Origin of the sequence: Stagnihabitans lacustris (genome assembly GCF_025950525.1) — a bacterium.
Taxonomy (GTDB): domain Bacteria; phylum Pseudomonadota; class Alphaproteobacteria; order Rhodobacterales; family Rhodobacteraceae; genus Stagnihabitans.
The window spans coordinates 168,305-193,359 of record NZ_JAPDGS010000004.1; the positions used below are offsets into that span (position 1 = coordinate 168,305).

Sequence of the window (25,055 nt, forward strand, 5' to 3'; positions counted from 1 at the left end):
GGGGGATTGGGGGATGGCAATCCCCCAAATGCGGCCTCAGGGCGCAGGGACCAGAGTCGTGACCCCCACGGCCCCCGCCCGGGCCAGTTGCGGGTCCAGCGTCATCGGCACATATTCGCCCCGCCGCCACAGCTCTGACAGGTCATCGTAAAACCGCGACAGCGGATGGCCCGACTGGCCCGTGGCAATGACAAAGACCGAGCTTTCGGGGTCAGCGAAGTCATAGACCCCGCGATAGCCGCCGCCGTGGACATTCTCGTAGGGGTTCTCGCCTGTGCCGACCGTGCGCCCGCGCATCAGGGTGAAGTCGCCACCGCTGGTACTTTGGCGGATGTTCACGAAATACTGCAGCACCGGCACGTCCCCCAGGACCGCGTGATCATGCGCCGCCTCATGGGCATCGCCCCAGCGCCAGGATTCGATCTTGGGGCCATAGGTTTCGGACAGGCCCAAAAGCGCGTCGTCCAGCGCCAGTTGCGCGATCTCGGCGCAGCTTTCCACCGCGGCCGATTGCACCACATCGCACCAGACCGAGGCGCCATCGGTGTTGCGATAGACCCGCTCGATGAACTCGGGCGCGGGGCGGGTGAATTGATCGGCCAGCGGCCCCACCTCGTCGCGCATCAGGCGGCCCTGGATCGCCCGCAGCCAGGCTTCGGCGATCAGCGGCTCTGGCAGGTGTTCGTTTTCCTCGCCGTTCCAGGCCGCCAGCAGCTTCAGCGCGTCCTGGCGCTGGCGTTCGGGCGTGCCAAGGGGGCTGGGCTCTCCGGTGAACCACAGGTCCTTGCCGATCAGCGGCAGCAGCGTGCGCAAGGTGGGCGAGACCGTGTCCAACTGCGCCTCCATGAAGGAGGACCGCGTATGGACCTCGCGGGTTTTCATCAGCGTCAGCCAGCGCTGGATGCGCTGCGTGTCGCCCCAGGTAAAGCTGACGTGATGGGGAAAGGGCGCGTCCACGATCTTGTTGTTCGTATTGCCGATCAGGCCCGCGGCGGGGTTTTTCACCACCGGGTTGTCGGCATAGGGGTAAAAGCCGGTCCAGCGGTTTTGCCCCTCCCAGCCCGGGGCAGGCATCCGGCCTTGCGTGACATGGCTGGGATCGCGGGCCGGCATCTTGCCCACCAGCTGCATCGCGATGTTGGCTTGGTCGATCACCATCATATTCTGCGAGGGCGCCACAAAGCCCTCCATCGCCGTGATCGCCGCATCAACAGACCCCGCCCGCATCAGGCGCAGCGCCGCGGTCATCGAGGTATCATTGGCGTCCAACGCCGTCCATTCCAGCGCCGCGACCGATCCCGGCGGCGTCACCGTATCCAGGTCGTAATGCGTGCCGGGCAGGATCGGGCCGCTTTCGCTCCACCTTTGGGTGATGGTGACGGGCTCGGCATCCTTGACTTGGATGATCGTGCGGCTGGTGATGAAATCGCGCGGGCCCTGCGGCGTCAGATATTGTTCGGAATTGTCGGGGTTCACCCGTTCCATCACGACATCCTGGTCGTCAAGGTAAGACGAGGTCAGGCCCCAGCCCAGCTTTTCGCTGCGGCCCAGCAGGACCAGGGGCATCCCCGGGATGGTCGCCCCGATCACATCGCCGGACTGCAACTGCAACCGCGCCAGGAACCAGATCGAGGGCGCGGTAAAGCCCAGATGCGGGTCATTGGCCAAAAGCGAGCCCCCCGCGGCCGAGCGCGCCGGTGCGGCCGCCCAGGCATTCGAGGCCCCGGCCATGTCCGCGCTGGCAAAGGGCGACAGGGGCAGGTTCAGCGCGGCCTGGCGCTGCGGCACGCTCCTGTTGTAAGGGCCGGGCATCAGGGCGGAATACTGGGGCAGGGCGGCGATGCCCGGCCCGCTGACGTCGGGCAGGATGTCGCGCAACCGGTTGGGCGAAATCGTCAGGCTCAGTTCCGCCCGCAGGACCTCGTTGTCCAGATGGCCCGACAGCTGCAGCGCCATCAGCTTGATGATCGCCAGCGAATCGGCCGGGGCCCAGGCGTCGATCTGGCTGGGGAACAAGAAGAACTCTGGCGCGCCGCGGCCCAGGGCATTGGCATTGACCTGACCGATCCAGGCGTTCACCCCATCGGCATAGGCCTGCAGCGCAGCCTTGGCATAGTCGTCCTGCGCCGCCACCGAGGACAGCGACAGGGCGTAAAGATCCAGGCGGCGCAACAGCTCGTCCGTCTTCAGCGTGGTTTCGCCAAAGAGTTCGGACAAGCGTCCCTGCGCCGTGCGCCGCATCAGCATCATTTGCCACAGCCGGTCCTGGGCATGGGCGAAACCCAAGGCATAATAGGCGTCGGTGTCCTTGGTGGCAAAGATATGGGGAATGGCGCGGGCGTCGCGCACGATCTCGACCGGGGCCGCGATGCCCGGCACCTCCCAGGTGGCGGCATAGTCGGGCAGGGACCGCGACAGGAAGTAATAGATCCCCAGAAGCACCAGGATCGCCAGCACCACCAGGGCCACAAAGCCGCGCAGCGTCCAACGGAAAGCGGTAAGCATGGGCGGTCCTCTCGGTGGGCAGGTCTGTGGGCAGGTCTGTGGGTGGGCGTCTTGACGTTTCTGGCGCCTCTCCCTCTAGTCGCAAAGCAAGGTCCGCACAATTGGCGAGACCACGAAGAAGGAGGCTGCGATGGCGCGGGTGGCATTTCTGGGGCTGGGGGTCATGGGCTTTCCGATGGCGGGGCATCTGGCCGCCAAGGGGCATGAGGTGACGGTGTGGAACCGGACGGCGTCAAAGGCCGAGGTCTGGATGGCGCGTCATGGCGGGCGCCAGGCTGCGACGGCGGCAGAGGCCGCGCGTGGGGCCGAGTTCGTCTTTGCCTGCGTCGGCAATGATGACGACCTGCGTCAGGTGGCACGGGCGGCCTTTGCCGGCATGTCGGCGGGCGCGGTCTTTGTCGATCACACGACCGTTTCGGCCAAGGTGACGCGGGAACTGGCGGCCGAAGCTGCGGGCCTGGGGTTCGGTTTCGTCGATGCCCCGGTTTCGGGCGGGCAGGCGGGGGCCGAAAATGGCGCCTTGTCGATCATGTGCGGCGGGCCCGAGGCCGAGTATCTGCGCGCCGAGCCCGTGATGGCGTCTTACGCCCGGGTCTGCCGGCGGCTTGGCGAAAGTGGTGCGGGCCAGATTGCCAAGATGATGAACCAGATTTGCATTGCGGGTCTGGTGCAGGGCCTGTCCGAGGCCCTGGCCTTTGGCGAAAAGGCCGGGATGGATGGGGCGGCGGTGGTCGAGGTGATCTCTCAGGGCGCGGCCGGGTCCTGGCAGATGGCCAATCGCCACAAGACCATGCTGGAGGGCAAGTTCGACTTCGGTTTTGCGGTGGACTGGATGCGCAAGGACCTGAAAATCTGCCTGGAGGCCGCGGACGAGGTCGGGGCAAGCCTGCCTGTGACCGCCCTGATCGACCAGTTTTACAAAGACGTGCAGGCCATGGGCGGCGGCCGGGGCGATACGTCGTCCTTGATCCGGCGCCTGCGCTAAGGGAAATTTCCGCCGATATATTCAGGGCAAGGCTGATTCCGGGGTGGGTCGGAACGTTTTTCGGCGGAAAACGTCTGACTCAGCCGGAGAATTTGCGGGGAATCGGCGGAAATCCCTGCTGCCACCCGAATCCTAAACCTTTCCTTAACCAATAATCCGCCAAGGTTAATCCATCGAATTCGATTGAAATGTTCCGCATTTGTGCTTACCAAGGCAGGAACAGGACAAGAACATCAACCGGATTGCCGCGGTCCCGCGGTGGTTTCATCTCATTGCCGCGCGGATGCGGCTCGGGCATAAGGGGAAGACTATGGCGGTGGCAAACCTCTTCGAATTGGACGGAAAACGCGGCATGGATAAAAAAGACGCCGAAAAGGCCAAGGCCTTGGAATCGGCCCTCGCGCAGATCGAGCGGCAGTTCGGCAAGGGCTCGATCATGAAGCTCGGCCAGGAAAATTCGGTGATGGACATCGAGGCGACCTCGACCGGGTCGCTGGGTCTGGACATCGCCTTGGGCATCGGCGGCCTGCCGCAGGGCCGCATCATCGAGATCTATGGGCCTGAAAGTTCGGGCAAGACCACCCTGACGCTGCATTGCGTCGCCGAGGCGCAGAAGAAGGGCGGCGTTTGCGCCTTTGTCGATGCGGAACATGCGCTGGACCCGTCTTACGCGAAAAAGCTGGGCGTCAACCTGGATGAGCTGCTGATCAGCCAGCCCGACACCGGCGAACAGGCTTTGGAGATCGTCGATACGCTGGTGCGGTCGGGGGCTGTCTCGGTCATCGTCGTGGACTCGGTCGCGGCCCTGGTGCCGAAATCGGAAATCGAAGGCGATATGGGCGACATGCAGATGGGCTCTCAGGCGCGCCTGATGTCGCAAGCCATGCGCAAGCTGACCGCAAGCATCGGGCGTTCCAACACCATGGTCATCTTCATCAACCAGATCCGCATGAAGATCGGCGTCATGTTCGGCAGCCCCGAAACCACCACCGGTGGCAATGCGCTAAAGTTCTACGCCTCCGTCCGTCTGGACATCCGCCGCACCGGCGCAATCAAGGAACGTGACGAGGTCACGGGCAACGCCACCCGCGTCAAGGTCGTCAAGAACAAGGTCTCGCCCCCCTTCAAGGAGGTCGAATTCGACATCATGTATGGCGAAGGCATTTCCAAGACCGGCGAAATCCTTGACCTTGGCGTCAAGGCTGGCATCGTGGAAAAGTCGGGGTCCTGGTATTCCTACAAGGACGAACGCATCGGGCAGGGGCGTGAGAATGCCAAGTCCTTCCTGAAGTCGAACCCCGCCACCGCGGCCGATATCGAGGCGCGCATCCGCAATGCCTCGGGTCTTGATCTGTCCATGACCGCCGAGGACAAGGCAGAGGTCATGGAGGACTGAGCCCCTAGGGTTTTTTCCTTTCAGTCAAAGGGCGGTGCAGATTGCGCCGCCCGTTTCATATCCGGTGGACAGGCCCCGATCATGGGGCTAAACGGGATGCCGATTGGCGCCTTGCGCGCCGAACCAGAACGGCCCTTGTGGGCCCTGAGAAACGGGACCGATATGCCCTCGCTGAACGACATCCGCTCGACCTTCCTTGGTTTCTTCGAGAAAAACGATCACCGCGTGGTGGAAAGCTCACCTCTGGTGCCGCGCAATGACCCGACGCTGATGTTCACGAACTCGGGCATGGTGCAGTTCAAGAACTGCTTCACCGGGGTCGAGACGCGCGATTACAAGCGCGCCACGACGTCGCAGAAATCGGTGCGCGCGGGCGGCAAGCACAATGACCTGGACAATGTAGGCTATACCGCGCGCCACCATACTTTCTTTGAAATGCTGGGGAATTTCTCGTTCGGCGATTATTTCAAGGAACAGGCGATCACCTATGCCTGGGAATTGCTGACCAAGGGTTTCGACATCCCCGCCGACAAGCTGTGCGTGACGGTCTATCACACCGACGACGAGGCCGCGAATTTCTGGAAGAAAATCGCGGGCCTGCCCGAGCATCGCATCATCCGCATCGCCAGCGACGACAACTTCTGGCGCATGGGGCCCACCGGTCCTTGCGGTCCTTGCACCGAGATTTTCTTTGACCACGGCGAGCATATCTGGGGCGGCCCGCCCGGCTCCGCCGATCAGGACGGCGACCGGTTCATCGAGATCTGGAACAACGTCTTCATGCAGAACGAACAGTTCGCAGATGGCACGATGAAGCCCTTGGACATGCAGTCGATCGACACCGGCATGGGGCTGGAGCGGATTGGCGCCCTGTTGCAGGGCAAGCATGACAATTACGACACCGACCTGATGCGCTCGCTGATCGAGGCTTCGGCGCACGCGACCTCGTCCGATCCCGATGGCCCCGGCAAGATCCACCACCGCGTCATCGCCGACCACCTGCGGTCCACGTCCTTCCTGATTGCCGATGGCGTGATGCCGTCGAACGAGGGCCGCGGCTATGTCCTGCGCCGCATCATGCGCCGCGCGATGCGTCATGCGCATATGCTGGGCGCGCAAGACCCGGTCATGCACCGCCTGGTCCCCGCTTTGGTCCGTCAAATGGGCGGCCAGTATGGCGAACTCACCCGCGCGCAGTCCCTGATCGAAGAGACCCTGCGTCTGGAGGAAACCCGCTTCCGCACCACGCTGGACCGCGGCTTGCGTCTTTTGGACGACGAACTGGCCCGCCTGCCCGAGGGCGGCGCTTTGCCCGGTGCGGCGGCCTTCAAGCTTTATGACACCTATGGCTTCCCCCTCGACCTGACCCAAGACGCCCTGCGCGAAAAGGGCCGTGAGGTCGATGTGGCCGGTTTCGAAACCGCGATGGACGAACAGCGCCAAAAGGCCCGCGCCTCTTGGGTTGGCACCGGCGAGGCCAAGGATGCAAAGATCTGGTTCGAACTGGCCGAAGCCCATGGCGTGACCGAATTCCTGGGCTATGACACGGAAACCGCTGAGGGAAATATCCTGGCCCTGGTGCGTGACGGTGCGGGGATTGGTGCTGCGACCCTGGGTGAGACCGTGCAAGTCGTGGTTAACCAAACGCCGTTTTACGCCGAAAGCGGCGGTCAGGTCGGTGATGCCGGCCTGATCCGCACGCAAACCGGCCTGGTCGAAGTCTCCGAGACCCGCAAAAGCCAAGGCGTCTTCATGCATGTGGGCCGCGTGATCGAGGGTCAGGTGTCCAAGGGCCAGCCTGCTCAACTGGAGGTCGCCCACACCCGCCGCGCCCGGATCGAGGCCAACCACACCGCGACCCACCTGTTGAATGAGGCATTGCGCAACGCCTTGGGCTCTCATGTGGCGCAGCGCGGCTCCTTGAACGCGCCGGACCGGTTGCGGTTTGACTTTGCCCATTCGACCGCCATGTCGGCCGAGGAACTCGCGAAGGTCGAAGACGAGGTCAACGCCATCATCCGCCAAAACGGCCGCGTCGAGACCCGCGTGATGACCCCTGACGCCGCCCGCGAATTGGGCGCGCAGGCTCTCTTTGGCGAGAAATACGGCGACGAAGTGCGTGTCGTTTCCATGGGTGAGGCTTTGGGTTCGGGCAAAGGTCTGGACGGCAAGACCTATAGCCTTGAACTTTGCGGCGGCACCCATGTGGCGCGCTTGGGCGAAATCGGCGGCTTTCGGATCGTCTCGGAAAGCGCATCATCGGCCGGTGTGCGCCGGATCGAGGCCCTGACCGGCCCCGCCGTCCTGGAAGACCTGCGCCGTCAGTCGGCCATCCTGGACGCTTTGGCCCGCGAACTGGGTTCCGCGCCGGAAGATTTCGTGGCCAAGGTGGCCAAGCTGAAGACCGACCTGAAGAACGCCCAAGCCGAGGTCGGCCAGCTGCGCCGCGACCTTGCGATGGGCGGGACCTCGGCGGTGGAAGTCCAAGAAATCAACGGCGTCAAGCTGATCGCCCAGGTGCTGCAAGGCGTATCGGGCAAGGATCTGCCCGCGATGATCGACCAATACAAGGCGCAGTTGGTCTCCGGTGCGGTGGTGCTGATCGCCGACACCGGGGCGAAACCGGCCGTGGCCGCAGGCGTGACCGCCGACCTGACCGGTCGCATCAGCGCCGTGACGCTGGCGAAAGCCGCGGTCGAGGCGCTTGGCGGCAAAGGTGGCGGTGGCCGTCCCGACATGGCGCAAGGTGGCGGCGCCGATATCGCCTTGGCCGATGCAGCCCTGACCGCGGTCAAAGCCGCTTTGGAGGCCTAAATGCCGCAAGCCTTCTGGATCGCCCATGTCGAGGTGACGGACCCCGAACGCTACGCGCTGTATGCGCGGGGTGCCACCGAGGCCATCGCGGCCCATGGCGGCCGCTTCCTCGCCCGCGCCGGCCGCTATGTGCAGCTGGAAGGCAAGGACCGCCCCCGCAACGTGGTGGCGATTTTCCCAAGCTTGGAAAAGGCCGTGGAGTGCTATCACTCGCCAGCCTACCAGGCGGCTCTGGTCCATGCCCAGGGTGCGGCGACCCGCGATCTGGTCGTGGTCGAAGCCGCCGAATGATCCAGGGGCCGCCCGGCAAGGCGGCCCTCGTCACAGCACTTCTTTAACCCCTTGGCGCCAGACTGGCCGCAAAGGAGCCATCCATGTGCCGTTGGGCCGCCTATTGCGGGGAACCGATCTTCCTGGACGAGATCATTTCTCGCCCCGGCCATTCGCTGATCCACCAAAGCCACCACGCGACCCAGGCCCATACCGCGATCAATGCCGACGGTTTCGGCGTCGCCTGGTATGGCGAACGCAGTGAACCCGGCCTTTTCCGCGACGTCCTACCCGCCTGGTCCGATCCCAACCTGAAAAGCCTGACCGCGCAGGTCAAGTCCGGCCTCTTCCTCGCCCATGTCCGCGCCTCGACCGGGACGGCCACCAGCCGCAACAACTGCCACCCCTTCGTGCATCAGTCCTGGAGCTTCATGCACAATGGCCAGGTCGGCGGCTATGACGCCTTTCGCCGCGATGCCGACATGCTGATCCCCGAGACGCTTTACAACGCCCGCCGCGGCGCCACGGATTCCGAGGCGATCTTCCTCGTGGCCCTGGCCGAGGGGCTGAAGCAGGATCCCCGCACCGCCCTCGAACGCGCCTCCGCCCGCTTCATCAAGCTTTCACGCGAAAAGGGGACGACGCCGCATCTGCGGATGACCGCCGCCCTGTCGGATGGCACCTCACTTTACGCTGTAAGATATGCGACCGACGATCACGCGCCCTCGCTTTACTACCGCTACAGCGACAGCCGACAGGGTATGGCCGTGGTTTCCGAGCCGCTGGAAGACGACCAAGGCGACTGGACAGAGATCGCGCCGGCCTCCTTCTGCACTTTCAAGGGCGCCGAAGTCATGGTGGAACCCTTTTACCCCTGCCGCTGCAGCGAAGCCGGCTGAGAGGACAGCGCCGCCCCAGGATGGCGGCGGCTGCACGAGGCGTAAACAAATGGGGCGCGGCCCCCGGGACTTCGCCTCTCCGCTGGGGTATCGTCGGACCGATGAACCCAAGCCGCCAAAGGCGTGGCGCTTTGCCTGCCCCCAAAGTCACGCCGGCAAATCACGCGCAGCCCCGCCCGAATGCAATTTCCCCGGGAGAGGACCAAAGGCCTGGGGGCAGCGCCCCCCTTCCGCCCAAGACCCGGCAAGACCAAAGCGGCCCCCCAAAGGCGCCGCTTTCAAACGGGTCCAGCGCAGCCGGGGCAAATCCCCTCCACCGTCACCCAAAACAAAAGCGGCCCCCGAAGGCGCCGCTTTGATTTCATACTGATCCAAATATTCCGGGGTCTGGGGCAGAGCCCCAGCCTGAAGCCCCTCAGTCCTTGCGGCTTTCGCGCTTGCGCTCGTTGGGGTCCAAGAGCCGCTTGCGCAACCGGATCGCCTTGGGCGTCACTTCGACCAGCTCGTCATCGTCGATATAGGCGATGGCGACTTCCAGGCTCATCCGGATAAACGGCGTCAGGCGGACCGCTTCATCCGTTCCGCTTGCGCGGACGTTGGTCAGCTTTTTGCCCTTCAGCGGGTTCACTTCCAGATCGTTGTCGCGCGAATGTTCGCCGATGATCATGCCGGTGTAGATGTTTTCCTGCGGACCGATGAACATCTTGCCGCGGTCTTCCAGGTTCCACAGCGCATAGGCCACCGAAACGCCGGCCTCGGTCGAGATCAGCACGCCCTGACGCCGACCCTGGATCGGGCCCTTGTGCGGCACCCAGCCGTGGAAGATGCGGTTCAAGACGCCCGTGCCGCGCGTGTCGGTCAGGAACTGGCCCTGATAGCCGATCAACCCGCGTGAGGGCACATGGGCGATGATCCGGGTCTTGCCGACGCCCGCGGGCTTCATCTCGACCAGATCACCCTTGCGCTCGCCGGTCAGCTTTTCGATGACCGCGCCCGAGAATTCGTCATCCACGTCGATGATGACCTCTTCCAGCGGCTCATGACGGACGCCTTCGATGTCCTTGAAGATCACGCGCGGGCGCGAGATCGACAGTTCGAACCCCTCGCGGCGCATGTTTTCGATCAGAACGCCCATTTGCAATTCGCCACGGCCCGAGACCTCGAAGGCCTCACCGCCGGGGGTGTCGGCGATCTTGATGGCGACGTTGACTTCGGCTTCCTTCATCAGGCGGTCGCGGATCACGCGCGACTGGACTTTCGATCCGTCACGACCAGCCAGGGGCGAGTCGTTGATGCCGAAGGTCACGGTGATGGTCGGCGGGTCGATGGGCTGCGAGGGGATCGCGGTGTCGATCGACAGATCACACAGCGTATCGGCCACGGTGGCCTTGGACATGCCGGCGATGGTGACGATGTCACCGGCCACGGCCTCGTCGATGGGCTGTTGGCCCAGGCCGCGGAAGGCCAGGATCTTGGAGACGCGAAACTGCTCGATCCGCTCGCCGTCGCGGGTCAGCGCCTTCAGCGTGGTGCCGGCCTTCAGGCGGCCTGCCTCGACGCGGCCGGTCAGGATGCGGCCGATGAACGGGTCGGCCGACAGCGTTGTGGCCAGCATCTGGAAGGGCTCGTCAGCGCGCGACAGTTGCGCGGGGGCGGGCACGTGCTTCACGATCAGGTCGAACAGCGCGTTCAGGTTTTCACGCGGGCCGTCCAGCTCGTTGTCAGCCCAGCCAGAGCGGCCCGAGGCATAGACATGCGGGAAATCAAGCTGTTCGTCCGTGGCGCCCAGGTTCGAAAACAGGTCGAAGACCTCGTTCAGCGCGCGGTCGGGCTCTGCGTCGGGCTTGTCGACCTTGTTCAGCACGACGATGGGGCGCAGGTTCAGCGCCAGGGCCTTGGCCAGCACGAACTTGGTTTGCGGCATCGGGCCTTCGGCGGCATCGACCAGCAGGCAAACGCCGTCGACCATCGAGAGGATGCGTTCGACCTCGCCGCCAAAGTCGGCGTGGCCGGGGGTGTCGACGATGTTGATGCGGATGCCGTCATGTTCGACCGAGGTGCATTTCGCCAAGATCGTGATGCCACGTTCGCGTTCGATGTCATTGCTGTCCATCGCGCGTTCGGAAACCTGCTGGCCTTCGCGGAAGGCGCCGGATTGTTTCAGAAGCTCGTCAACGAGCGTGGTCTTTCCATGGTCAACGTGCGCGATGATCGCGATGTTGCGAAGCTCCATCGGGGGGCCTGCTTTCAAATATGCTGCGGTTGCACGCGCCTTACACGGGGCGCGCGCGAAAGGCCAGTGATTTCGAGGTTTCCAAAGGAAACGGGCCTGCACGCAAAGCGGCAGGCCCGAAAAGGCGGTCTGGTCGGACGGGCTTAGCCCTGCTTGCGGCGGCGCAAAAGCCCCAGACCCGCAACGCCTGCCATCAACAACGGCAAAGAGGCGGGAACCGGAACCGTCGGCACCGTGCTTTGATTGTCGGTGGTCAGGCGGAAGTCGTCGAAGGTCACTGCGCCCCCGTTTCCAGCGCCCAGCCGCGTCAGGCGAATGCCCAGCGAGGCCGAGGAATTGCCGATCGAGGTGTTGAAGATGGAGGTGATGTTGAAGCTCAGCACATCCCCGACCTGCAGGCCCGCGGTGCCGAAGGTTCCGACCGAACCCAGGGATGCCGCCGTGAAGTCCGAAATGTTCTCGGCATTGTTCCCAAGATAGGCATCGACCGAAATCGTGCCGTCATAGAGAAAGTCGTTCGTCCCCGAAAACAACCCCGCCAAGGCGAAGACGTCGAAGGTCACAAAGGCAAAGGGGCTCGCGGTCAGGCCGGTAAGGTTATATTCCGACAGGCCGCGCACCTCTTCCGACGAAAACGAGCCGACTTCGGCCTTGCCGGCCGGATTGCCGAAAACACCCCCGGTCGAGGAATGGAAGTGACTTCCCGCAGAGCTGCCGCCCCCGTTGGCCACCGCGAAAGTAAAACCGTTGGTGATCGTCGCAGCCTGTGCCCCAGAACCAAGGGACAAGGCGACTGCACAAGCAAGCGCAAGATTTTTCATTGGATTACCTCTTTAAGAACACAAAACAAGGTTAACTTACACCAAATCGTGATTCGTTGATAGCGGTAAGCCAGATACGACAAGGACCGGCAGTGCCGGTCCTTGCGGTAATTCCGTGGTGGTCGGCCTTAGCCCACCAGCGCCTTGTTCAGGTATTCGTCGACCTTCTCCAGATAGCCGATCGTGGTCAGCCACTTTTGATCCGGGCCGACCAGCAGCGCCAGATCCTTGGTCATCCAGCCATCCTCGACGGCCTGCACGGTGACTTTCTCCAGCGTGGAGGCAAAGCGCAGCAGTTGCGCATTGTCGTCCAGTTTCGCGCGGTGCTTGAGGCCCCCGGTCCAGGCGAAGATCGAGGCCACGGAGTTCGTGGAGGTCTGCTGGCCCTTCTGGTGCTGGCGGAAGTGACGGGTGACGGTGCCATGCGCCGCCTCGGCCTCGACGATCTTGCCATCGGGCGTCATCAGGACCGAGGTCATCAGGCCCAAAGAGCCAAAGCCCTGCGCCACGGTATCGGACTGCACATCGCCGTCATAGTTCTTGCAAGCCCAGACATAGCCGCCCGACCATTTCATCGCGCTGGCGACCATATCGTCGATCAGGCGGTGTTCGTAATGGATGCCAGCGGCCTTGAACTTGTCTTCGAATTCCTCGGCATAGACTTGGGCGAACAGGTCCTTGAAGCGGCCGTCATAGGCCTTGAGGATCGTGTTCTTGGTCGAGAGATAAACCGGCCAGCCCTTCATCAACCCGTAATTCAGCGAGGACCGCGCGAATTCGATGATCGACTGGTCCAGGTTATACATCCCCATGACCACACCGGCGCCGGGGGCGTTGAACATCTCGCGCTCAATGACCTCCCCGTCTTCGCCGACGAATTTCAGCGTCAGTTTCCCTTTGCCGGGAAAGCGGAAGTCGGTGGCGCGGTATTGGTCGCCGAACGCGTGGCGGCCCACGACGATGGGCTTGGTCCAACCCGGCACCAGGCGCGGCACGTTGGAACAGATGATCGGCTCGCGGAAGATCACGCCGCCCAGGATGTTGCGGATTGTGCCGTTGGGCGACTTCCACATCTGTTTCAGGTTGAATTCCTGGACCCGCTGTTCGTCCGGGGTGATCGTGGCGCATTTCACGCCGACGCCGAATTCCTTGATCGCATTGGCCGCGTCGATGGTGATCTGATCCGAGGTCGCATCGCGCACCTCGATGCCCAGGTCATAGTATTTCAGGTCGATGTCCAGATAGGGCAGGATCAGCTTTTGCTTGATGAAGTCCCAGATGATCCGGGTCATCTCGTCGCCGTCGAGTTCTACGACCGGATTGGCCACCTTGATCTTGGTCATGAAAGCACCTGTATGGGGATTCGTTCCGCGTAGGTCTAGCCGAAACCGCGGTCAAAAGAAAGTCGGTATGCTACGGTATACCGACTTTCCGGCGCTTTCCCGGCCTGTGTTGGGAATTTGGTAACCAATCTTTGGCAAGACAGGGAAAAGGGGCCAGAAGGGCGGATGAAAGATGCATGGCGCAAGACCCAGGAAACTGATCCTGCATATCGGGGCGCACAAAACCGGGACGACGGCGATACAGGAATATCTGTTCGCCAAGGCCGATTTTTTGGAAGAGATCGGCTGGTTTCTGGCCAATATCCCCGGCAAACCTCTGAACTGGGGCAACATGTTCCGCGTCCTGCGCGGGCCGCGCGGCAAGGGCGAGACGATCTTTCCGGTCAATCCGGCGGTCTTTGCCGGGCTTTTGTCGGTCATCGACCAAACGCGGCTGGATGTGATCCTGTCAGCCGAGGATCTGTTCTTTCTGAACGAGGAGGGGATTGCCGATTTCGCCCCCGCCCTGACGCAGCGCTTCGACGAGATCACGGTGGTCGCCTATCTGCGCCGTCAGGACAAGATGGCCCTGTCGCAATGGATGCAGGGCGGGCGGACGGTGCAATCGGCCATGGTCTTTGGCGGCACGGCGGCGCCTTTCGACTGCATGGGGGCCGAGGCGATGGGCTATTTGGACTATGCCTCCAAGGTCGAGGCCTGGGCCGCGGCCTTGCCCGGCGCGCGCCTTGTGCTGCGCCGCTATGACCGCGCGCTGTTCCCGAACGGCAACGTGATGGAGGACTTCCTTCAGGCGACCGGCCTGATCCTGCCGCCCGAAAGCCGGATCATTGACGCCAATCGCTCTTTGGGGGCCACGACGGTGCGGCTGGTCTATCTGCTGCGCCAGGCGGGCCTTTTTCAGCGCCCGATCGAGGCGGCCTTTGCCAAGGGGTTGATCCCCGACAGCAAGGACAAGGTCATGCCGTCATGCGACCAGGCCCGGGCCTTTCTGGACCGCTTTGCCGATTGCAACGCACGGCTGGCGCGGATGATGGGGCTGGAGCAGGTCTTTGACGACGACCTGTCGACCTATCCCGAAGAGGAAATCTTTCCGCCCCTGGACCCCAGCCTGGTGCAAAGCACACTCTTGCAACTTTACGTCGAGGCGGTGCGGATCAATGATCCCCAAGAGGTGAAATAGGCCGGGATGGCGCGGGCAAAGCTGTAAGGCAAGCTTCTGCGAGCCCCTTGACCCCATGCGGCTGGCCTGCGCTTTGCCGATGACAGGGGCAGGCGACAGATGGGTTGGGGCGATCTTGCAAGGCAGCAGGCGGTTTGAAGGTCCACAGCAGGGCTAGGCGCTTGGGCTGGCCCGGGCCGCGAAGGGTCTTGATGCGCGAAGGGGCTCCTGCGATGCGCCCTGTACTGGCCGCGAGAACCAGACGGCGCGATCCCGAAGCGGTGCAGGAGGAATTTGGGCGGGTTAGGGGCGGGGCCAAAACGCGCAAGGCCTGGCGGACACTTTGGGGCCACGGCCCGGGCGCGCCAGGCTTCCGACCTTGCTGTCGGCCTGACCCTCGCCGGCTATAGGCGTGCCGATCCTCTGGGAACGGCAAAGCCTTGGGACGGGCAAAGCCTTGGGGCAGGGCGGGTCTGTCGAAGGATGCGGGGCCACCGTTTTGCGGACCCTGCCGCCGCTTTCAGGAGGTGAAATAGCCCCGGGTCTTGGCGCGGACCCAATCCCACAGCCGGGGCGCGCCGCGCGCGATCTTGGTGCCGACCCGCGCGTCCAGTTGCTCGGAGGTGACCTGGTATTCCACCCAAGTGCCGCCGCCCGACATCAGGTTGGCCATGACCGGCTGCACCCGGTCCAGCGATTTGGCAAACACCGCATCCGGGGTCTCGGCCGCCTCGAACTCGTCCCACAACGCGCGGAAGGCCAGGCGCAGATCCGGCGGCAGCAGGCCAAAGATCCGGTCCGCCGCCCGCGCCTCGGCCTCTTGCGTGTCGGTCGACCCATGCGCGGTGCCGCCCTGGGAATGGATCGGCACATCGCCCACGTCGATCTCCACCAGGTCATGCAGCAACAGCATGCGGATCACGCGGTCGATATTGACCCCTTCGGCGGCCTGATCGGCCAGGGTCATCGCATAAAGCGCCAGGTGCCAGGAATGTTCGCCCGAATTCTCCCGGCGCGAGCCATCGACAAGCGTCGTGGCCCGCAGCACGGATTTCAACCGGTCGGCCTCGTTCAGGAAGTCGAACTGAGCCTCGATCCGGTCCATCAGCGGACCTCGTCGGCCTTGCCCGCGGCCAAGGCGGCCTCCAGCCATTTGCGCGCGCGCCGTTCGGCCATGCGGACCCGGTAGCCGGTGGTAAAGGCCTCCAAAAGCGTGGGCGAGGCGTCGCCCACGATCTTGGCCAGCTTGTCGAACAACCGATCATCCCCCAGCTTTTCGGAGGCCGCGATCACGTCACGGGCCAGCGCGTCGCCAAGTTCGTCGATCACCGCCATTAGCGCGTCACCTCGGTCAGGCGGCGGCGCACATAGGTGGAAACCGTGTCGATCATCGGCTTCATATGGGCTTCGTCGTCCTTGAAGAAGTGGTCGGCGCCCTCGATCACGTCATGGGTGATCGTGATGCCTTTTTGCTCGTGCAGCTTGTTCACCAGCGCGACCGTATCCTTGGGCGGGGCAACCTTGTCCGCCGAGCCGTTGATGATCAGACCCGAGGCCGGGCAGGGCGCAAGGAAACTGAAGTCGTAAAGGTTCGCCGGCGGCGCCACCGAGATGAAGCCGGTGATCTCGGGCCGGCGCATCAGCAGCTGCATCCCGATCCAGGCGCCAAAGGAGAAACCCGCGACCCAGCAATGCTTGGCGTTCTGGTTCATCGACTGCAGGTAATCCAGCGCGCTGGCCGCGTCGCTGAGTTCCCCGATCCCCATGTCATATTCGCCCTGCGACCGGCCCACGCCGCGGAAGTTGAACCGCAGAACCGAGAAGCCCAGGTTGTAAAAGGCATAATGCAGGTTGTAGACAACCTTGTTGTTCATCGTCCCGCCGTAGTTCGGATGGGGATGCAGCACGATGGCAATCGGCGCGTCCTTTTCCTTTTGCGGGTGATAGCGGCCTTCGAGACGGCCCTCGGGGCCGGCGAAAATAACCTCGGGCATGTGACCTCGCCTGATGACCTATTCTTGACGAATTCGGTCGGATAATTTAGAACCATTCCAAAGAGGAAAACTCTTCGTGGCTTCGGGTTTCAGGTAAGGGACCCGGGGCTTTGCGTCAATGGCCCGTTGCCGCGAATCGACCAGGAGATGGAAGCAAGATGAAACTCTCGACCAAGGGACGATATGCGATGGTGGCTTTGGCCGATCTGGCGCTGGCCGAAGCGAAAGCCAAAGGTGCCGAAGAGCTGATGAGCCTGGCCGAGATCGCCAAGCGGCAGGATATCTCGCTGCCCTATTTGGAGCAGCTGTTCGTCAAGCTGCGCCGGGCCGGGTTGGTCGAGGCGGTGCGGGGCCCGGGCGGCGGCTATCGTCTGGCGCGGGCACCGGTGGAAATCCGGGTGTCAGAGGTGCTGGAGGCGGTCGAAGAGACGGTGGATGCGATGCACACCGGGGCGGGGGCGTCGGGGGCGGTGTCAGGAACGCGGGCGCAGTCGCTGACCAACCGGCTGTGGGAGGGGCTGTCGGCCCATGTCTATGTGTTCCTGCATCAGACGCGGCTGTCGGATGTGATCCGCAATGAGATGCGGCCTTGTCCTGCGGTGCCGCAGTTGTTCGCGGTCGTGGACGAATAGCGTCAGACTTGCGGGACACGCCCGGGAGGGTTTCACACCCTCCCGGACCCTCCCGTGGAATATTTGAGCCAGTATGAAAGACGAAGATGGCGCGGACCTATCTGGACTGGAATGCGACGACGCCTTTGCGGCCTGAGGCAAGGGCCGCGATGACCCTGGCCATGGATGTGGTGGGCAACCCCTCCTCGGTGCATCAGGAGGGGCGGGCGGCGCGCGGGCTTTTGGAGCGGGCGCGGGGGCAGGTGGCGGCGGCTTTGGGGGCAGAGGGGGCGGATGTCGTCTTTACCTCCGGCGCCACCGAGGCTTGCGCCATGGCATTGGCAGGGCGGGGGTTTGTGTGTTCCGGCGTGGAGCATGACGCGGTTTCGGCCTGGTGTGACGTCGGGGCAGAGGCGGAGCCCGCGCGGACGGCCTTGCAACTGGCGAATTCTGAGACCGGGATCGTGCAGGACCTTCCCGAGGGCCTGGGATTTTCCGACCTGACGCAAGGGTTTGGCAAGCTGCCCGTCGCCTTCAACTGGCTGGGCTGTCAGATGGGGGCGGTTTCGGCGCATAAGCTGGGCGGGCCCAAGGGGGTTGGCGCTTTGGTCTTGCGGCAGGGGCTGGAGGTGGCGCCGGTGTTGCGCGGCGGTGGGCAAGAGATGGGGCGGCGGGCGGGGACCGAAAACCTGATCGGCATCGCCGGTTTCGGGGCTGCGGCCGAGGCTGCCGCGCGGGATTTGGCCAATGGGGTCTGGGACCGCGTGGCGGAAGTTAGAAAGACTCTAAATCAGGCCTTGGCAGCGCTGGGATTTGATACTATTTCCGTCGGGAATAGCGCGCGAACGCTGCCGAACACGATTTGCCTGATCGCTCCGCACTGGAAGGGCGAAACGCAGGTCATGGCGATGGATCTGGCGGGCTTTGCGGTCTCGGCGGGCTCGGCCTGTTCGTCCGGCAAGGTCAAGGCCTCACGCGTGTTGAAGACGATGGGCTATTCCGACGATTTGGCGGGTCAGGCGATCCGGATTTCGTTGGGGCCTGATGTGACGGAAGAACAGGTCCTTCGCTTTGCCGAAGTGTGGGGGCGGGAATACCGGCGGGTTCTGACGCGCCGCGGATGAAAGGGATGTGACATGGCCGAACTGGACGTGCGCGAAGGCGTGGACCGCGAGACCATCGAGACGGTCGCCGGCATGGGCGCCTATAAATACGGCTGGTCCACCGAGATCGAGATGGACTATGCGCCGAAGGGCCTGAACGAGGATATCGTGCGGCTGATCTCGTCGAAAAACGAGGAGCCGGAGTGGCTGTTGGACTGGCGGCTGGCGGCCTATCGGCGCTGGGTTTCGCTTGAGGAACCGCATTGGGCGATGCTGGATTATCCGACGATCGACTATCAGGACCAGTATTACTATGCGACGCCCAAAAGCATGGCGGTCAAGCCGAAGTCGCTGGACGAGGTCGACCCGAAGCTGCTGGCGACCTATAAAAAGCTGGGGATTCCGCTGAAGGAACAGGCTTTGCTGGCGGGGGTCGAGGCGCCCGAGGGCGAGCGCCGCGTGGCTGTGGATGCGGTGTTTGACAGCGTCTCGGTTGGGACCACGTTCAAGGCGGAACTGGCCAAGGCGGGGGTGATCTTCTGTTCAATCTCCGAGGCCGTGCGCGAACATCCTGAACTGGTGCGCAAGTATCTGGGTTCGGTCGTGCCGCCGTCGGACAACTTCTTTGCCACGCTGAATTCGGCGGTCTTTTCGGATGGCAGTTTCGTTTATATCCCGCCGGGCACGCGCTGCCCGATGGAGCTGTCGACCTATTTCCGCATCAATGCCGAGAACACCGGGCAGTTCGAACGCACGCTGATCGTCTGTGATCGCGGCGCCTATGTCAGCTATCTTGAAGGCTGCACGGCGCCGAAGCGCGACACCCATCAGCTGCACGCCGCGGTCGTGGAAATCGTGATCCTGGAGGATGCCGAGGTCAAATACTCGACCGTTCAGAACTGGTATCCGGGCGATGAAAACGGCGTCGGCGGCATCTATAACTTTGTGACCAAACGCGCCGATTGCCGTGAGGCGCGGGCCAAGGTGATGTGGACGCAGGTCGAAACCGGTTCGGCCATCACCTGGAAATACCCGTCCTGCATCCTGCGTGGCGATGACAGCCAGGGCGAGTTCTATTCGATTGCGATTGCCAACAACGCCCAACAAGCCGACACCGGGACCAAGATGGTGCATCTGGGCAAGCGCACGAAGTCGCGCATTGTCTCCAAGGGGATCAGCGCGGGGCGCGCGCAGAACACCTATCGCGGGCTGGTGTCCATGCACCCGAAAGCCGCCGACAGCCGCAATTACACCCAGTGCGACAGCCTGCTGATCGGCGACAAGTGTGGCGCCCATACCGTGCCCTATATCGAGGTCAAGAACACGACCTCGCGCGTTGAACACGAGGCGACGACGTCCAAGGTGGACGAAGATCAGCTCTTCTATTGCCGCTCGCGGGGCATGGATGAGGAAGAGGCCGTGGCGCTGGTCGTCAATGGCTTTTGCCGCGAAGTCTTGCAGGCTCTGCCCATGGAATTCGCCATGGAGGCGCAGAACCTCGTTGCCATCTCCTTGGAAGGGTCCGTCGGATGAATCTGCTTGAAATCAAGAACCTGCACGTCAAACTTGAGTCCGAGGACAAGCAGATCCTGAAGGGCGTCAACCTGGTGATCAAGCCCGGTGAGGTCCATGCCATCATGGGGCCGAACGGGTCGGGGAAATCGACGACCTCTTACGTGCTGTCGGGCCGCGAGGGCTATGAGGTCACGGCCGGAGAGGCGCTGTTGAACGGCGTCAACCTGCTGGAGATGGAGCCCGAAGAGCGGGCCGCCGCTGGCCTGTTCCTGGCCTTCCAGTATCCGGTGGAAATCCCCGGCGTCGGCAACATGGTCTTCCTGCGCACCGCTTTGAACGCGCAGCGCAAAGCGCGGGGCGAAGAGGAAATCTCGGCCGGCGACTTCCTGAAGCTGGTGCGCGAAAAGGCCAAGACGCTGAAGATCGACGCCGACATGTTGAAGCGTCCGGTCAATGTGGGCTTTTCGGGCGGCGAGAAAAAGCGCAACGAGATCCTGCAGATGGCCATCCTGGAGCCGCAGATGTGCATCCTGGACGAGACGGACTCGGGGCTTGACGTCGATGCGATGAAACTGGTCTCCGAAGGCGTGAACGCCTTGCGCTCTGCCGGGCGGTCTTTCCTGGTTATCACGCATTATCAACGGCTTCTGGACCATATCAAACCGGATTTCGTGCATATCATGGCAGCGGGTCGCATCATCAAGACCGGTGGGCCAGAGCTTGCGCTTGAGGTTGAAAACAACGGCTATGCCGATCTGCTGGAAGGCGTGGTCTGATGGGTTTGATTGCCCCGAAAGCCGAGGCGCTGGCCGCCCGGCTGGGCGCGTTGACCGCCCCCAAGGGTCTGGATGCCGCCCGCGCCCGTGCTTTGGACCGCGTGCAGGCGATGGGCCTGCCGCATCGCCGCGACGAATATTGGCGCTATACCGATCCGGCAAGCCTGGTCGCACCCACAGCCATTCGGGCAGAGGTTTTCGATCCCCAGGACGAGGCCGCGGCCTTTGACGGCATCGACCGGCTGACCGTGACCTTCGTCGATGGCGTCTTTGCGCCGGACCTGTCGGATGATCTGACCCTGTCGGGCGTCGAAATCAGTCGTCTTGGGGCGGCGCCCGATTGGGCAGAGACGGCCTATGGCGCGCTGGAATCCCTCGGCCAAAGCCCGGTTGCGCGCCCGCTGGCGGCGCTGAACACCGCCTTTGCGACCGATGGTCTGTTGATCCGTGTGACGGGGCAGGCGGCGCGGCCGATCAACCTGGTTTATGCCCATAAATCAGAGACTTCCGACGCGATCCTTCACCACACGATCCAGGTCGATGAGGGCTGCGAACTGACGCTTCTGGAATCCGGCGCCGGGGCTGCGCGGTTCAATCAGGTGCTGGAGGTCGAATTGGCCCCCCGTGCCCGGTTCCACCACATCCGCGCCCAGGGTCGCGATCATCAGCGGCGCAATGTGACGCATGTTTTTGCGCGCCTGGGGGCCGAGGCTTTGTTCAAAAGCTTTACCCTGACCGCGAACGGCCTGCTGACCCGCAACGAGGCGGTGATCACCTTTGCCGGTGACAATGCCCGCGCCCATATCGCGGGCGCTGCGATGGGGGATGGCGCGTTTCACCACGATGACACCGTCTTTATCACCCATGGCGCGGTGGCTTGCGAAAGCCGTCAGGTCTTCAAAAAGGTGCTGAAGCATGGCGCGGTGGGGGTCTTTCAGGGCAAGATCCTTGTGAAGAACGGCGCGCAAAAGACGGACGGATATCAGATTTCCCAAAGTCTGCTTCTGGACGAGGACAGCCAGTTCCTGTGCAAGCCCGAGCTGGAGATTTATGCCGACGACGTCAAATGCTCGCATGGGTCGACAAGCGGCGCCATCGACGACACGGCGCTGTATTACCTGCGGTCGCGGGGCGTGCCGAAGCGGCGCGCGCAAAGCCTGCTGATCCTGGCCTTCCTGGCCGAAGCCATCCAGGAGATCGCGGACGAGGCCATCGCTGCCGATATCGGCGCAAGGCTGGAAGCCTGGCTTGATCGGCACGAAGACTGATGGCGCTGACCGCCGATATCGCCGAAAGCTGGCGGCGCCCGCGCGCCGTCATCCGCCGCCTGCGGGCGCGGGGGCGGTCGGAAAGCTTTGTCTTCACCCTGCTGGCGATCTTTCTGGTCCTGTCGGTGGTGGCAGCCGCGCCAGACCTGTCGCGCCAAGCCGCGCTGGAGCAAAAACCGCTGGCGCCCTATCTGCTGGGGGCCAGTTACGGCGCGCTGGTCTTTGTGCCGGTCTTTTACCTGATGGCCTCGGTCTTTCACCTGATGGCCCGGCTGATGGGCGGCACGGGCACGCATTATGACGGCCGATTGGCGTTGGTCTGGGCTTTGGTCACGATCTCGCCCGTGATCCTGGTGCTGGGATTGGCGCGGGCGATGGCGCCGGGACTGGGCGCAAGCCTGCTGGGTCTGACGGTTTTCGCAGCCTTTCTGGGGTTTTACAGCGTGATGCTACGCGAAGTGGAAAGCGCATGAGTTTCGAATCCTTCCTGCGGCTTTTGCACCGCAGCTATGATCAGCCGCAGGACACGGCGCGCTGGATCTTGTCGTTGAACCTGCCGCGACGGTTGGCGCTTTTGGCGCTGGCGCTGGTGGCGGTCATCACGACGTTCTTTGCGCTGGGGATGCAGCAGCTGGCCAAGATCATGGCGGGCGGCGATCCAGCCCTGGCCAATTTGCCGGCGGACCCGATGGTGTCGCTGATGGCCTCGCCCTTTGCCTTTGCGGCGCTGCAGTTTGGCGGGATGATCCTGGGCGCGGTGATGATCCACCGGGTCGGGCGGCTGTTTGGCGGTCACGGCACCTGGGATCAGACCCTGCCGCTGGTGGCCTGGCTGCAGATCGTGATGATGGTGCTGCAACTGGCGCAGGTGCTTTTGGTGCTGGCCCTGCCGATCCTGGCGCTGCCGGTCATCCTGTTTGCGGTCTTTTCGGTCTTCTTCCTGACCGCCCATTTCACCGCCGCCCTGCATGGCTTCACCTCGGTGGGCAAGGTGCTGGGCGGGATCATCCTGACGCTTGTCGTCGTCTCGTTCGGGCTGGCGACCCTGTTCCTCATCCTCTCTCCGGTGCAGCATGTATGACGTCGAAGCGATCCGCCGCGACTTTCCGATCCTGAGCCGCAGGGTGAATGGGCGGCCCCTGGTCTATCTGGACAACGGCGCCAGCGCGCAAAAGCCCGAAGTGGTGATCGAGGCCATGAACCGCACCTACCGTGAGGGTTATGCCAATGTTCACAGGGGCTTGCACACCCTTTCGACCGAGGCGACCGAGGCTTATGAGGGCGTGCGCGGCAAGCTTGCGCGGTTTTTGGGCGCGGATGAGGATGAGATCGTCTTTACCACCGGCTCGACCGAGGGGATCAACCTGGTGTCCTATGCCTGGGCCGCGCCGCGCCTGGTTGCCGGGGACGAGATCGTCCTTTCGGTGATGGAGCATCACGCCAATATCGTGCCCTGGCACTTTCTGCGCGAACGTCAGGGCGTGGTGTTGAAATGGGTGGAGTGTGATCAGAACGGCGACCTTGACCCGCAAGCGATGATCGAGGCGATCGGGCCAAGGACGCGGCTGGTGGCCGTCACGCATATGTCGAATGTCACGGGGACCGTGGTCGATGTCGCCACCATCGTGAAGGGCGCCCATGCCAAGGGCGTGCCGGTCCTGGTCGATGGCAGCCAAGCCGCGGTCCACATGCCGGTCGACATGCGCGCGCTGGGGGCGGATTTCTATGCCGTCACCGGGCATAAGCTATATGGGCCAAGCGGTTCCGGGGCGATCTTCATCCGCCGTGAGAGGATGGCAGAGATGCGCCCCTTCCTGGGCGGCGGCGACATGATCCGCGAGGTCGCGCGCGACACTGTCACCTATAACGACGCGCCGATGAAGTTCGAGGCCGGCACGCCGGGCATCGTTCAGCAGATCGGCCTTGGGGTGGCGCTGGATTACCTGACGGGCCTGGGAATGGAACATGTGGCGGCGCATGAACGGTCGTTGCGCGACTATGCCCGCGCGCGGCTGCATGGGCTTAATTGGTTGAACATTCAGGGCAATTCGGCGGACAAGGGGGCGATATTCTCGTTCACCATGCAGGGTGCGGCCCATGCGCATGACATCTCGACCATATTGGACAAGAAGGGCATCGCGGTGCGAGCGGGGACCCATTGCGCCATGCCTTTGATGACGCATCTGGGGGTGGGAGCGACCTGCCGGGCCTCGTTCGGGCTGTATAACACGGTCGCAGAGGTCGATGCCCTGGTCGAGGCGCTGGAATTCGCGCGCGAGCTGTTTGGCTAGGCGCTTGCGGAAAGCTGCGCCTCCGGCGGGAGTATTTGGGTCAGTATGAAAGAGCAGCCGCGCAGGGCGATCGGGCGCGGCTTTTTGCGGTTTGGCGGCGCAGTTGGGGGGCGTTTTCGGATTGCACCCCGGCGGGAGTGTGGTTATAGAAGCGCTTAGGCACCCATAGCTCAGCTGGATAGAGTGTTGCCCTCCGAAGGCAAAGGTCGCACGTTCGAATCGTGCTGGGTGCACCAAACTTCCCCCATATTTCGCTTGAAGCGGCGCTCTGGCGCTGGCAGGCAGCGCGCATGATGCGCGTCACAGGACATTTTGGCGAGATCCTTCAGGGCAGGCTGGGGCCGGATGGGCCTTTGGCGCTGGTGACTTGCCCCTGTCCGACGCTGTGGGCCGAGGCTTTGGTGACGCCGGGGCCGCTGTCGTTGCAGGGGTCGCGCGCGGTGGGACGCGGGCGGTTGGTGGCGCTGTTGCGGGGTCTGGGCCTGCCGCTGCGGGGGCGGTTCATCTTGCGTTGCGCCATGCCGTTGGGGGGCGGGGCCGGGGCCTCGACCGCGGGGCTTTTGGCCTTGGCGGGGGCGCTGGGGGTTGAGGCGTCGCCCGCGCTGATGTCCTTGGTGCGGCGGATCGAGGGCGCATCGGACCCTTTGGTTTTTCGCGCGGCGGAACGGGTGCTTTGGGCCTCACGGGAGGGGCGGGTGCTGGCGCATCTGCCGCCTTTGCCGCGGTTTCAGGTTGTCGGCGGCTTCTGGGGCCAGGGCCAGCGGACCGATGCGCGCGACATGGCCTTTGCCGATGTCAGCGACCTGGTCGACCGGCTGCGGAGCTGCGATCTGGCGGGTTTGGCTGCGGTGGCCAGCGCCTCGGCCGGGCGGTGTCTGACTTTGCGCGGGCCCAAGGGCGATCCGACCGAGGCCCTGGCCGCGCGGTTTGGCGCGCTTGGGTGGCTGGTGGCCCATACCGGTTCCGCGCGGGGGCTGATCTTTGCGCCGGGAATGGACACGGATGCGGCGCTGGCGGGCTTGCGCGCGGCGGGGTTTTGCAAGATCACCCGGTTCAGCGCGGGAGGGTGAGG

22 protein-coding genes and 1 tRNA gene are annotated in these 25,055 nt (G+C 63.6%); 16 read left to right on the forward strand and 7 right to left on the reverse strand.

Features of this window, described 5'->3' with window-relative positions; genetic code table 11:
• Positions 1 to 36: 36 nt before the first annotated feature.
• The gene (locus NX862_RS11810) at positions 37 to 2,505 is read right to left on the reverse strand and encodes a penicillin acylase family protein (protein WP_264494110.1); all 2,469 of its coding nucleotides are present in this window, start codon (positions 2,503 to 2,505) and stop codon (positions 37 to 39) included.
• Between the two features lie 100 nt (positions 2,506 to 2,605).
• On the opposite strand from NX862_RS11810, the gene NX862_RS11815 reads away from it, so the two are divergent.
• The 5 genes from NX862_RS11815 to NX862_RS11835 all read left to right on the forward strand — a co-directional run bounded on the left by NX862_RS11815 (position 2,606) and on the right by NX862_RS11835 (position 8,869).
• A complete protein-coding gene (locus NX862_RS11815; RefSeq protein ID WP_413694568.1) occupies positions 2,606 to 3,490 on the forward strand; it encodes an NAD(P)-dependent oxidoreductase in 885 nt (294 codons plus the stop codon).
• Positions 3,491 to 3,800: 310 nt separating this feature from the next.
• Positions 3,801 to 4,886, forward strand: coding sequence for a recombinase RecA (gene recA / locus NX862_RS11820; RefSeq protein ID WP_264494112.1), 1,086 nt, complete (start codon positions 3,801 to 3,803; stop codon positions 4,884 to 4,886).
• A gap of 162 nt (positions 4,887 to 5,048) precedes the next feature.
• Positions 5,049 to 7,700 carry an alanine--tRNA ligase gene (gene alaS, locus NX862_RS11825; protein WP_264494113.1) on the forward strand — a complete coding sequence of 884 codons (2,652 nt, stop codon included), beginning with the start codon at positions 5,049 to 5,051 and terminating at the stop codon, positions 7,698 to 7,700.
• A complete protein-coding gene (locus NX862_RS11830) occupies positions 7,701 to 7,991 on the forward strand; it encodes a DUF1330 domain-containing protein (protein WP_264494114.1) in 291 nt (96 codons plus the stop codon). It abuts the gene before it with no gap.
• A gap of 83 nt (positions 7,992 to 8,074) precedes the next feature.
• Positions 8,075 to 8,869 carry a class II glutamine amidotransferase gene (locus NX862_RS11835; RefSeq protein WP_264494115.1) on the forward strand — a complete coding sequence of 265 codons (795 nt, stop codon included), beginning with the start codon at positions 8,075 to 8,077 and terminating at the stop codon, positions 8,867 to 8,869.
• Between the two features lie 415 nt (positions 8,870 to 9,284).
• Here NX862_RS11835 and typA read toward each other — a convergent pair whose 3' ends face one another.
• The 3 genes from typA to NX862_RS11850 all read right to left on the reverse strand — a co-directional run bounded on the left by typA (position 9,285) and on the right by NX862_RS11850 (position 13,266).
• Positions 9,285 to 11,102, reverse strand: a complete 1,818-nt coding sequence (gene typA, locus NX862_RS11840; RefSeq protein WP_264494116.1) for a translational GTPase TypA — start codon at positions 11,100 to 11,102, stop codon at positions 9,285 to 9,287.
• A 143-nt stretch (positions 11,103 to 11,245) separates the two neighbouring features.
• Positions 11,246 to 11,890: a VPLPA-CTERM sorting domain-containing protein gene (locus NX862_RS11845; RefSeq protein ID WP_264494117.1), complete on the reverse strand. Its 645-nt coding sequence runs from the start codon at positions 11,888 to 11,890 to the stop codon at positions 11,246 to 11,248.
• Positions 11,891 to 12,051: 161 nt separating this feature from the next.
• Entirely contained in the window at positions 12,052 to 13,266 is a 1,215-nt protein-coding gene (locus NX862_RS11850) for an NADP-dependent isocitrate dehydrogenase (RefSeq protein ID WP_264494118.1), read from the reverse strand.
• Positions 13,267 to 13,438: 172 nt separating this feature from the next.
• Here NX862_RS11850 and NX862_RS11855 point away from each other — a divergent pair, with 172 nt between their 5' ends.
• Positions 13,439 to 14,446 carry a hypothetical protein gene (locus tag NX862_RS11855; protein ID WP_264494119.1) on the forward strand — a complete coding sequence of 336 codons (1,008 nt, stop codon included), beginning with the start codon at positions 13,439 to 13,441 and terminating at the stop codon, positions 14,444 to 14,446.
• A 499-nt stretch (positions 14,447 to 14,945) separates the two neighbouring features.
• Here the strand turns inward: NX862_RS11855 and NX862_RS11860 are convergent, their stop codons facing one another.
• From NX862_RS11860 to NX862_RS11870, 3 genes are read right to left on the reverse strand one after another with little or no spacing between them, the layout of a single operon-like run.
• On the reverse strand, positions 14,946 to 15,530 hold the full coding sequence (locus NX862_RS11860) for an HD domain-containing protein (RefSeq protein ID WP_413694561.1): 585 nt from the start codon (positions 15,528 to 15,530) through the stop codon (positions 14,946 to 14,948).
• A complete protein-coding gene (locus NX862_RS11865) occupies positions 15,530 to 15,760 on the reverse strand; it encodes a hypothetical protein (RefSeq protein WP_264494120.1) in 231 nt (76 codons plus the stop codon). The genes NX862_RS11860 and NX862_RS11865 overlap by 1 nt, the downstream gene beginning before the upstream one ends.
• Positions 15,760 to 16,419 carry an alpha/beta hydrolase gene (locus tag NX862_RS11870; protein WP_264494121.1) on the reverse strand — a complete coding sequence of 220 codons (660 nt, stop codon included), beginning with the start codon at positions 16,417 to 16,419 and terminating at the stop codon, positions 15,760 to 15,762. Before NX862_RS11870 ends, NX862_RS11865 begins: the two co-directional genes overlap by 1 nt.
• Before the next feature lie 158 nt (positions 16,420 to 16,577).
• Between NX862_RS11870 and iscR the strand changes: the two genes are divergently transcribed.
• The 10 genes from iscR (at position 16,578) to NX862_RS11920 (ending at position 25,053) form a co-directional block, all read left to right on the forward strand.
• Positions 16,578 to 17,051: a Fe-S cluster assembly transcriptional regulator IscR gene (gene iscR, locus NX862_RS11875; protein WP_264494122.1), complete on the forward strand. Its 474-nt coding sequence runs from the start codon at positions 16,578 to 16,580 to the stop codon at positions 17,049 to 17,051.
• Positions 17,052 to 17,137: 86 nt separating this feature from the next.
• Positions 17,138 to 18,154 (forward strand): cysteine desulfurase family protein, encoded by a 1,017-nt coding sequence (locus NX862_RS11880; protein WP_264494123.1) that lies wholly within the window; start codon positions 17,138 to 17,140, stop codon positions 18,152 to 18,154.
• A 12-nt stretch (positions 18,155 to 18,166) separates the two neighbouring features.
• Positions 18,167 to 19,666: a Fe-S cluster assembly protein SufB gene (sufB, locus tag NX862_RS11885; RefSeq protein ID WP_264494124.1), complete on the forward strand. Its 1,500-nt coding sequence runs from the start codon at positions 18,167 to 18,169 to the stop codon at positions 19,664 to 19,666.
• A gap of 2 nt (positions 19,667 to 19,668) precedes the next feature.
• Positions 19,669 to 20,424 carry a Fe-S cluster assembly ATPase SufC gene (gene sufC, locus NX862_RS11890; RefSeq protein WP_264494315.1) on the forward strand — a complete coding sequence of 252 codons (756 nt, stop codon included), beginning with the start codon at positions 19,669 to 19,671 and terminating at the stop codon, positions 20,422 to 20,424.
• Positions 20,424 to 21,692, forward strand: coding sequence for a SufB/SufD family protein (locus tag NX862_RS11895; RefSeq protein WP_264494125.1), 1,269 nt, complete (start codon positions 20,424 to 20,426; stop codon positions 21,690 to 21,692). The genes sufC and NX862_RS11895 overlap by 1 nt, the downstream gene beginning before the upstream one ends.
• Positions 21,692 to 22,165, forward strand: coding sequence for a YIP1 family protein (locus NX862_RS11900; RefSeq protein WP_264494126.1), 474 nt, complete (start codon positions 21,692 to 21,694; stop codon positions 22,163 to 22,165). The genes NX862_RS11895 and NX862_RS11900 overlap by 1 nt, the downstream gene beginning before the upstream one ends.
• Positions 22,162 to 22,773, forward strand: coding sequence for a YIP1 family protein (locus NX862_RS11905; protein ID WP_264494127.1), 612 nt, complete (start codon positions 22,162 to 22,164; stop codon positions 22,771 to 22,773). Before NX862_RS11900 ends, NX862_RS11905 begins: the two co-directional genes overlap by 4 nt.
• On the forward strand, positions 22,766 to 23,983 hold the full coding sequence (locus tag NX862_RS11910; protein WP_264494128.1) for a cysteine desulfurase: 1,218 nt from the start codon (positions 22,766 to 22,768) through the stop codon (positions 23,981 to 23,983). Before NX862_RS11905 ends, NX862_RS11910 begins: the two co-directional genes overlap by 8 nt.
• A gap of 159 nt (positions 23,984 to 24,142) precedes the next feature.
• Positions 24,143 to 24,219, forward strand: a tRNA-Arg gene (locus NX862_RS11915).
• A gap of 54 nt (positions 24,220 to 24,273) precedes the next feature.
• Complete coding sequence (locus tag NX862_RS11920) at positions 24,274 to 25,053, forward strand: propanediol utilization protein (RefSeq protein ID WP_264494129.1); 780 nt, start codon at positions 24,274 to 24,276, stop codon at positions 25,051 to 25,053.
• Positions 25,054 to 25,055 lie beyond the last annotated feature (2 nt).

Excerpts from the sequence above, each read along its gene's own strand:
- NX862_RS11810 (WP_264494110.1), bottom strand. The coding sequence starts at position 2,505 with ATGCTTACCGCTTTCCGTTGGACGCTGCGCGGCTTTGTGGCCCTGGTG.
- recA (WP_264494112.1), top strand. The coding sequence starts at position 3,801 with ATGGCGGTGGCAAACCTCTTCGAATTGGACGGAAAACGCGGCATGGAT.
- alaS (WP_264494113.1), top strand. The coding sequence starts at position 5,049 with ATGCCCTCGCTGAACGACATCCGCTCGACCTTCCTTGGTTTCTTCGAG.
- NX862_RS11830 (WP_264494114.1), top strand. The coding sequence starts at position 7,701 with ATGCCGCAAGCCTTCTGGATCGCCCATGTCGAGGTGACGGACCCCGAA.
- NX862_RS11835 (WP_264494115.1), top strand. The coding sequence starts at position 8,075 with ATGTGCCGTTGGGCCGCCTATTGCGGGGAACCGATCTTCCTGGACGAG.
- typA (WP_264494116.1), bottom strand. The coding sequence starts at position 11,102 with ATGGAGCTTCGCAACATCGCGATCATCGCGCACGTTGACCATGGAAAG.
- NX862_RS11850 (WP_264494118.1), bottom strand. The coding sequence starts at position 13,266 with ATGACCAAGATCAAGGTGGCCAATCCGGTCGTAGAACTCGACGGCGAC.
- NX862_RS11855 (WP_264494119.1), top strand. The coding sequence starts at position 13,439 with ATGCATGGCGCAAGACCCAGGAAACTGATCCTGCATATCGGGGCGCAC.
- NX862_RS11860 (WP_413694561.1), bottom strand. The coding sequence starts at position 15,530 with ATGGACCGGATCGAGGCTCAGTTCGACTTCCTGAACGAGGCCGACCGG.
- NX862_RS11865 (WP_264494120.1), bottom strand. The coding sequence starts at position 15,760 with ATGGCGGTGATCGACGAACTTGGCGACGCGCTGGCCCGTGACGTGATC.
- NX862_RS11870 (WP_264494121.1), bottom strand. The coding sequence starts at position 16,419 with ATGCCCGAGGTTATTTTCGCCGGCCCCGAGGGCCGTCTCGAAGGCCGC.
- iscR (WP_264494122.1), top strand. The coding sequence starts at position 16,578 with ATGAAACTCTCGACCAAGGGACGATATGCGATGGTGGCTTTGGCCGAT.
- NX862_RS11880 (WP_264494123.1), top strand. The coding sequence starts at position 17,138 with ATGGCGCGGACCTATCTGGACTGGAATGCGACGACGCCTTTGCGGCCT.
- sufB (WP_264494124.1), top strand. The coding sequence starts at position 18,167 with ATGGCCGAACTGGACGTGCGCGAAGGCGTGGACCGCGAGACCATCGAG.
- NX862_RS11895 (WP_264494125.1), top strand. The coding sequence starts at position 20,424 with ATGGGTTTGATTGCCCCGAAAGCCGAGGCGCTGGCCGCCCGGCTGGGC.
- NX862_RS11900 (WP_264494126.1), top strand. The coding sequence starts at position 21,692 with ATGGCGCTGACCGCCGATATCGCCGAAAGCTGGCGGCGCCCGCGCGCC.
- NX862_RS11905 (WP_264494127.1), top strand. The coding sequence starts at position 22,162 with ATGAGTTTCGAATCCTTCCTGCGGCTTTTGCACCGCAGCTATGATCAG.
- NX862_RS11910 (WP_264494128.1), top strand. The coding sequence starts at position 22,766 with ATGTATGACGTCGAAGCGATCCGCCGCGACTTTCCGATCCTGAGCCGC.
- NX862_RS11920 (WP_264494129.1), top strand. The coding sequence starts at position 24,274 with ATGATGCGCGTCACAGGACATTTTGGCGAGATCCTTCAGGGCAGGCTG.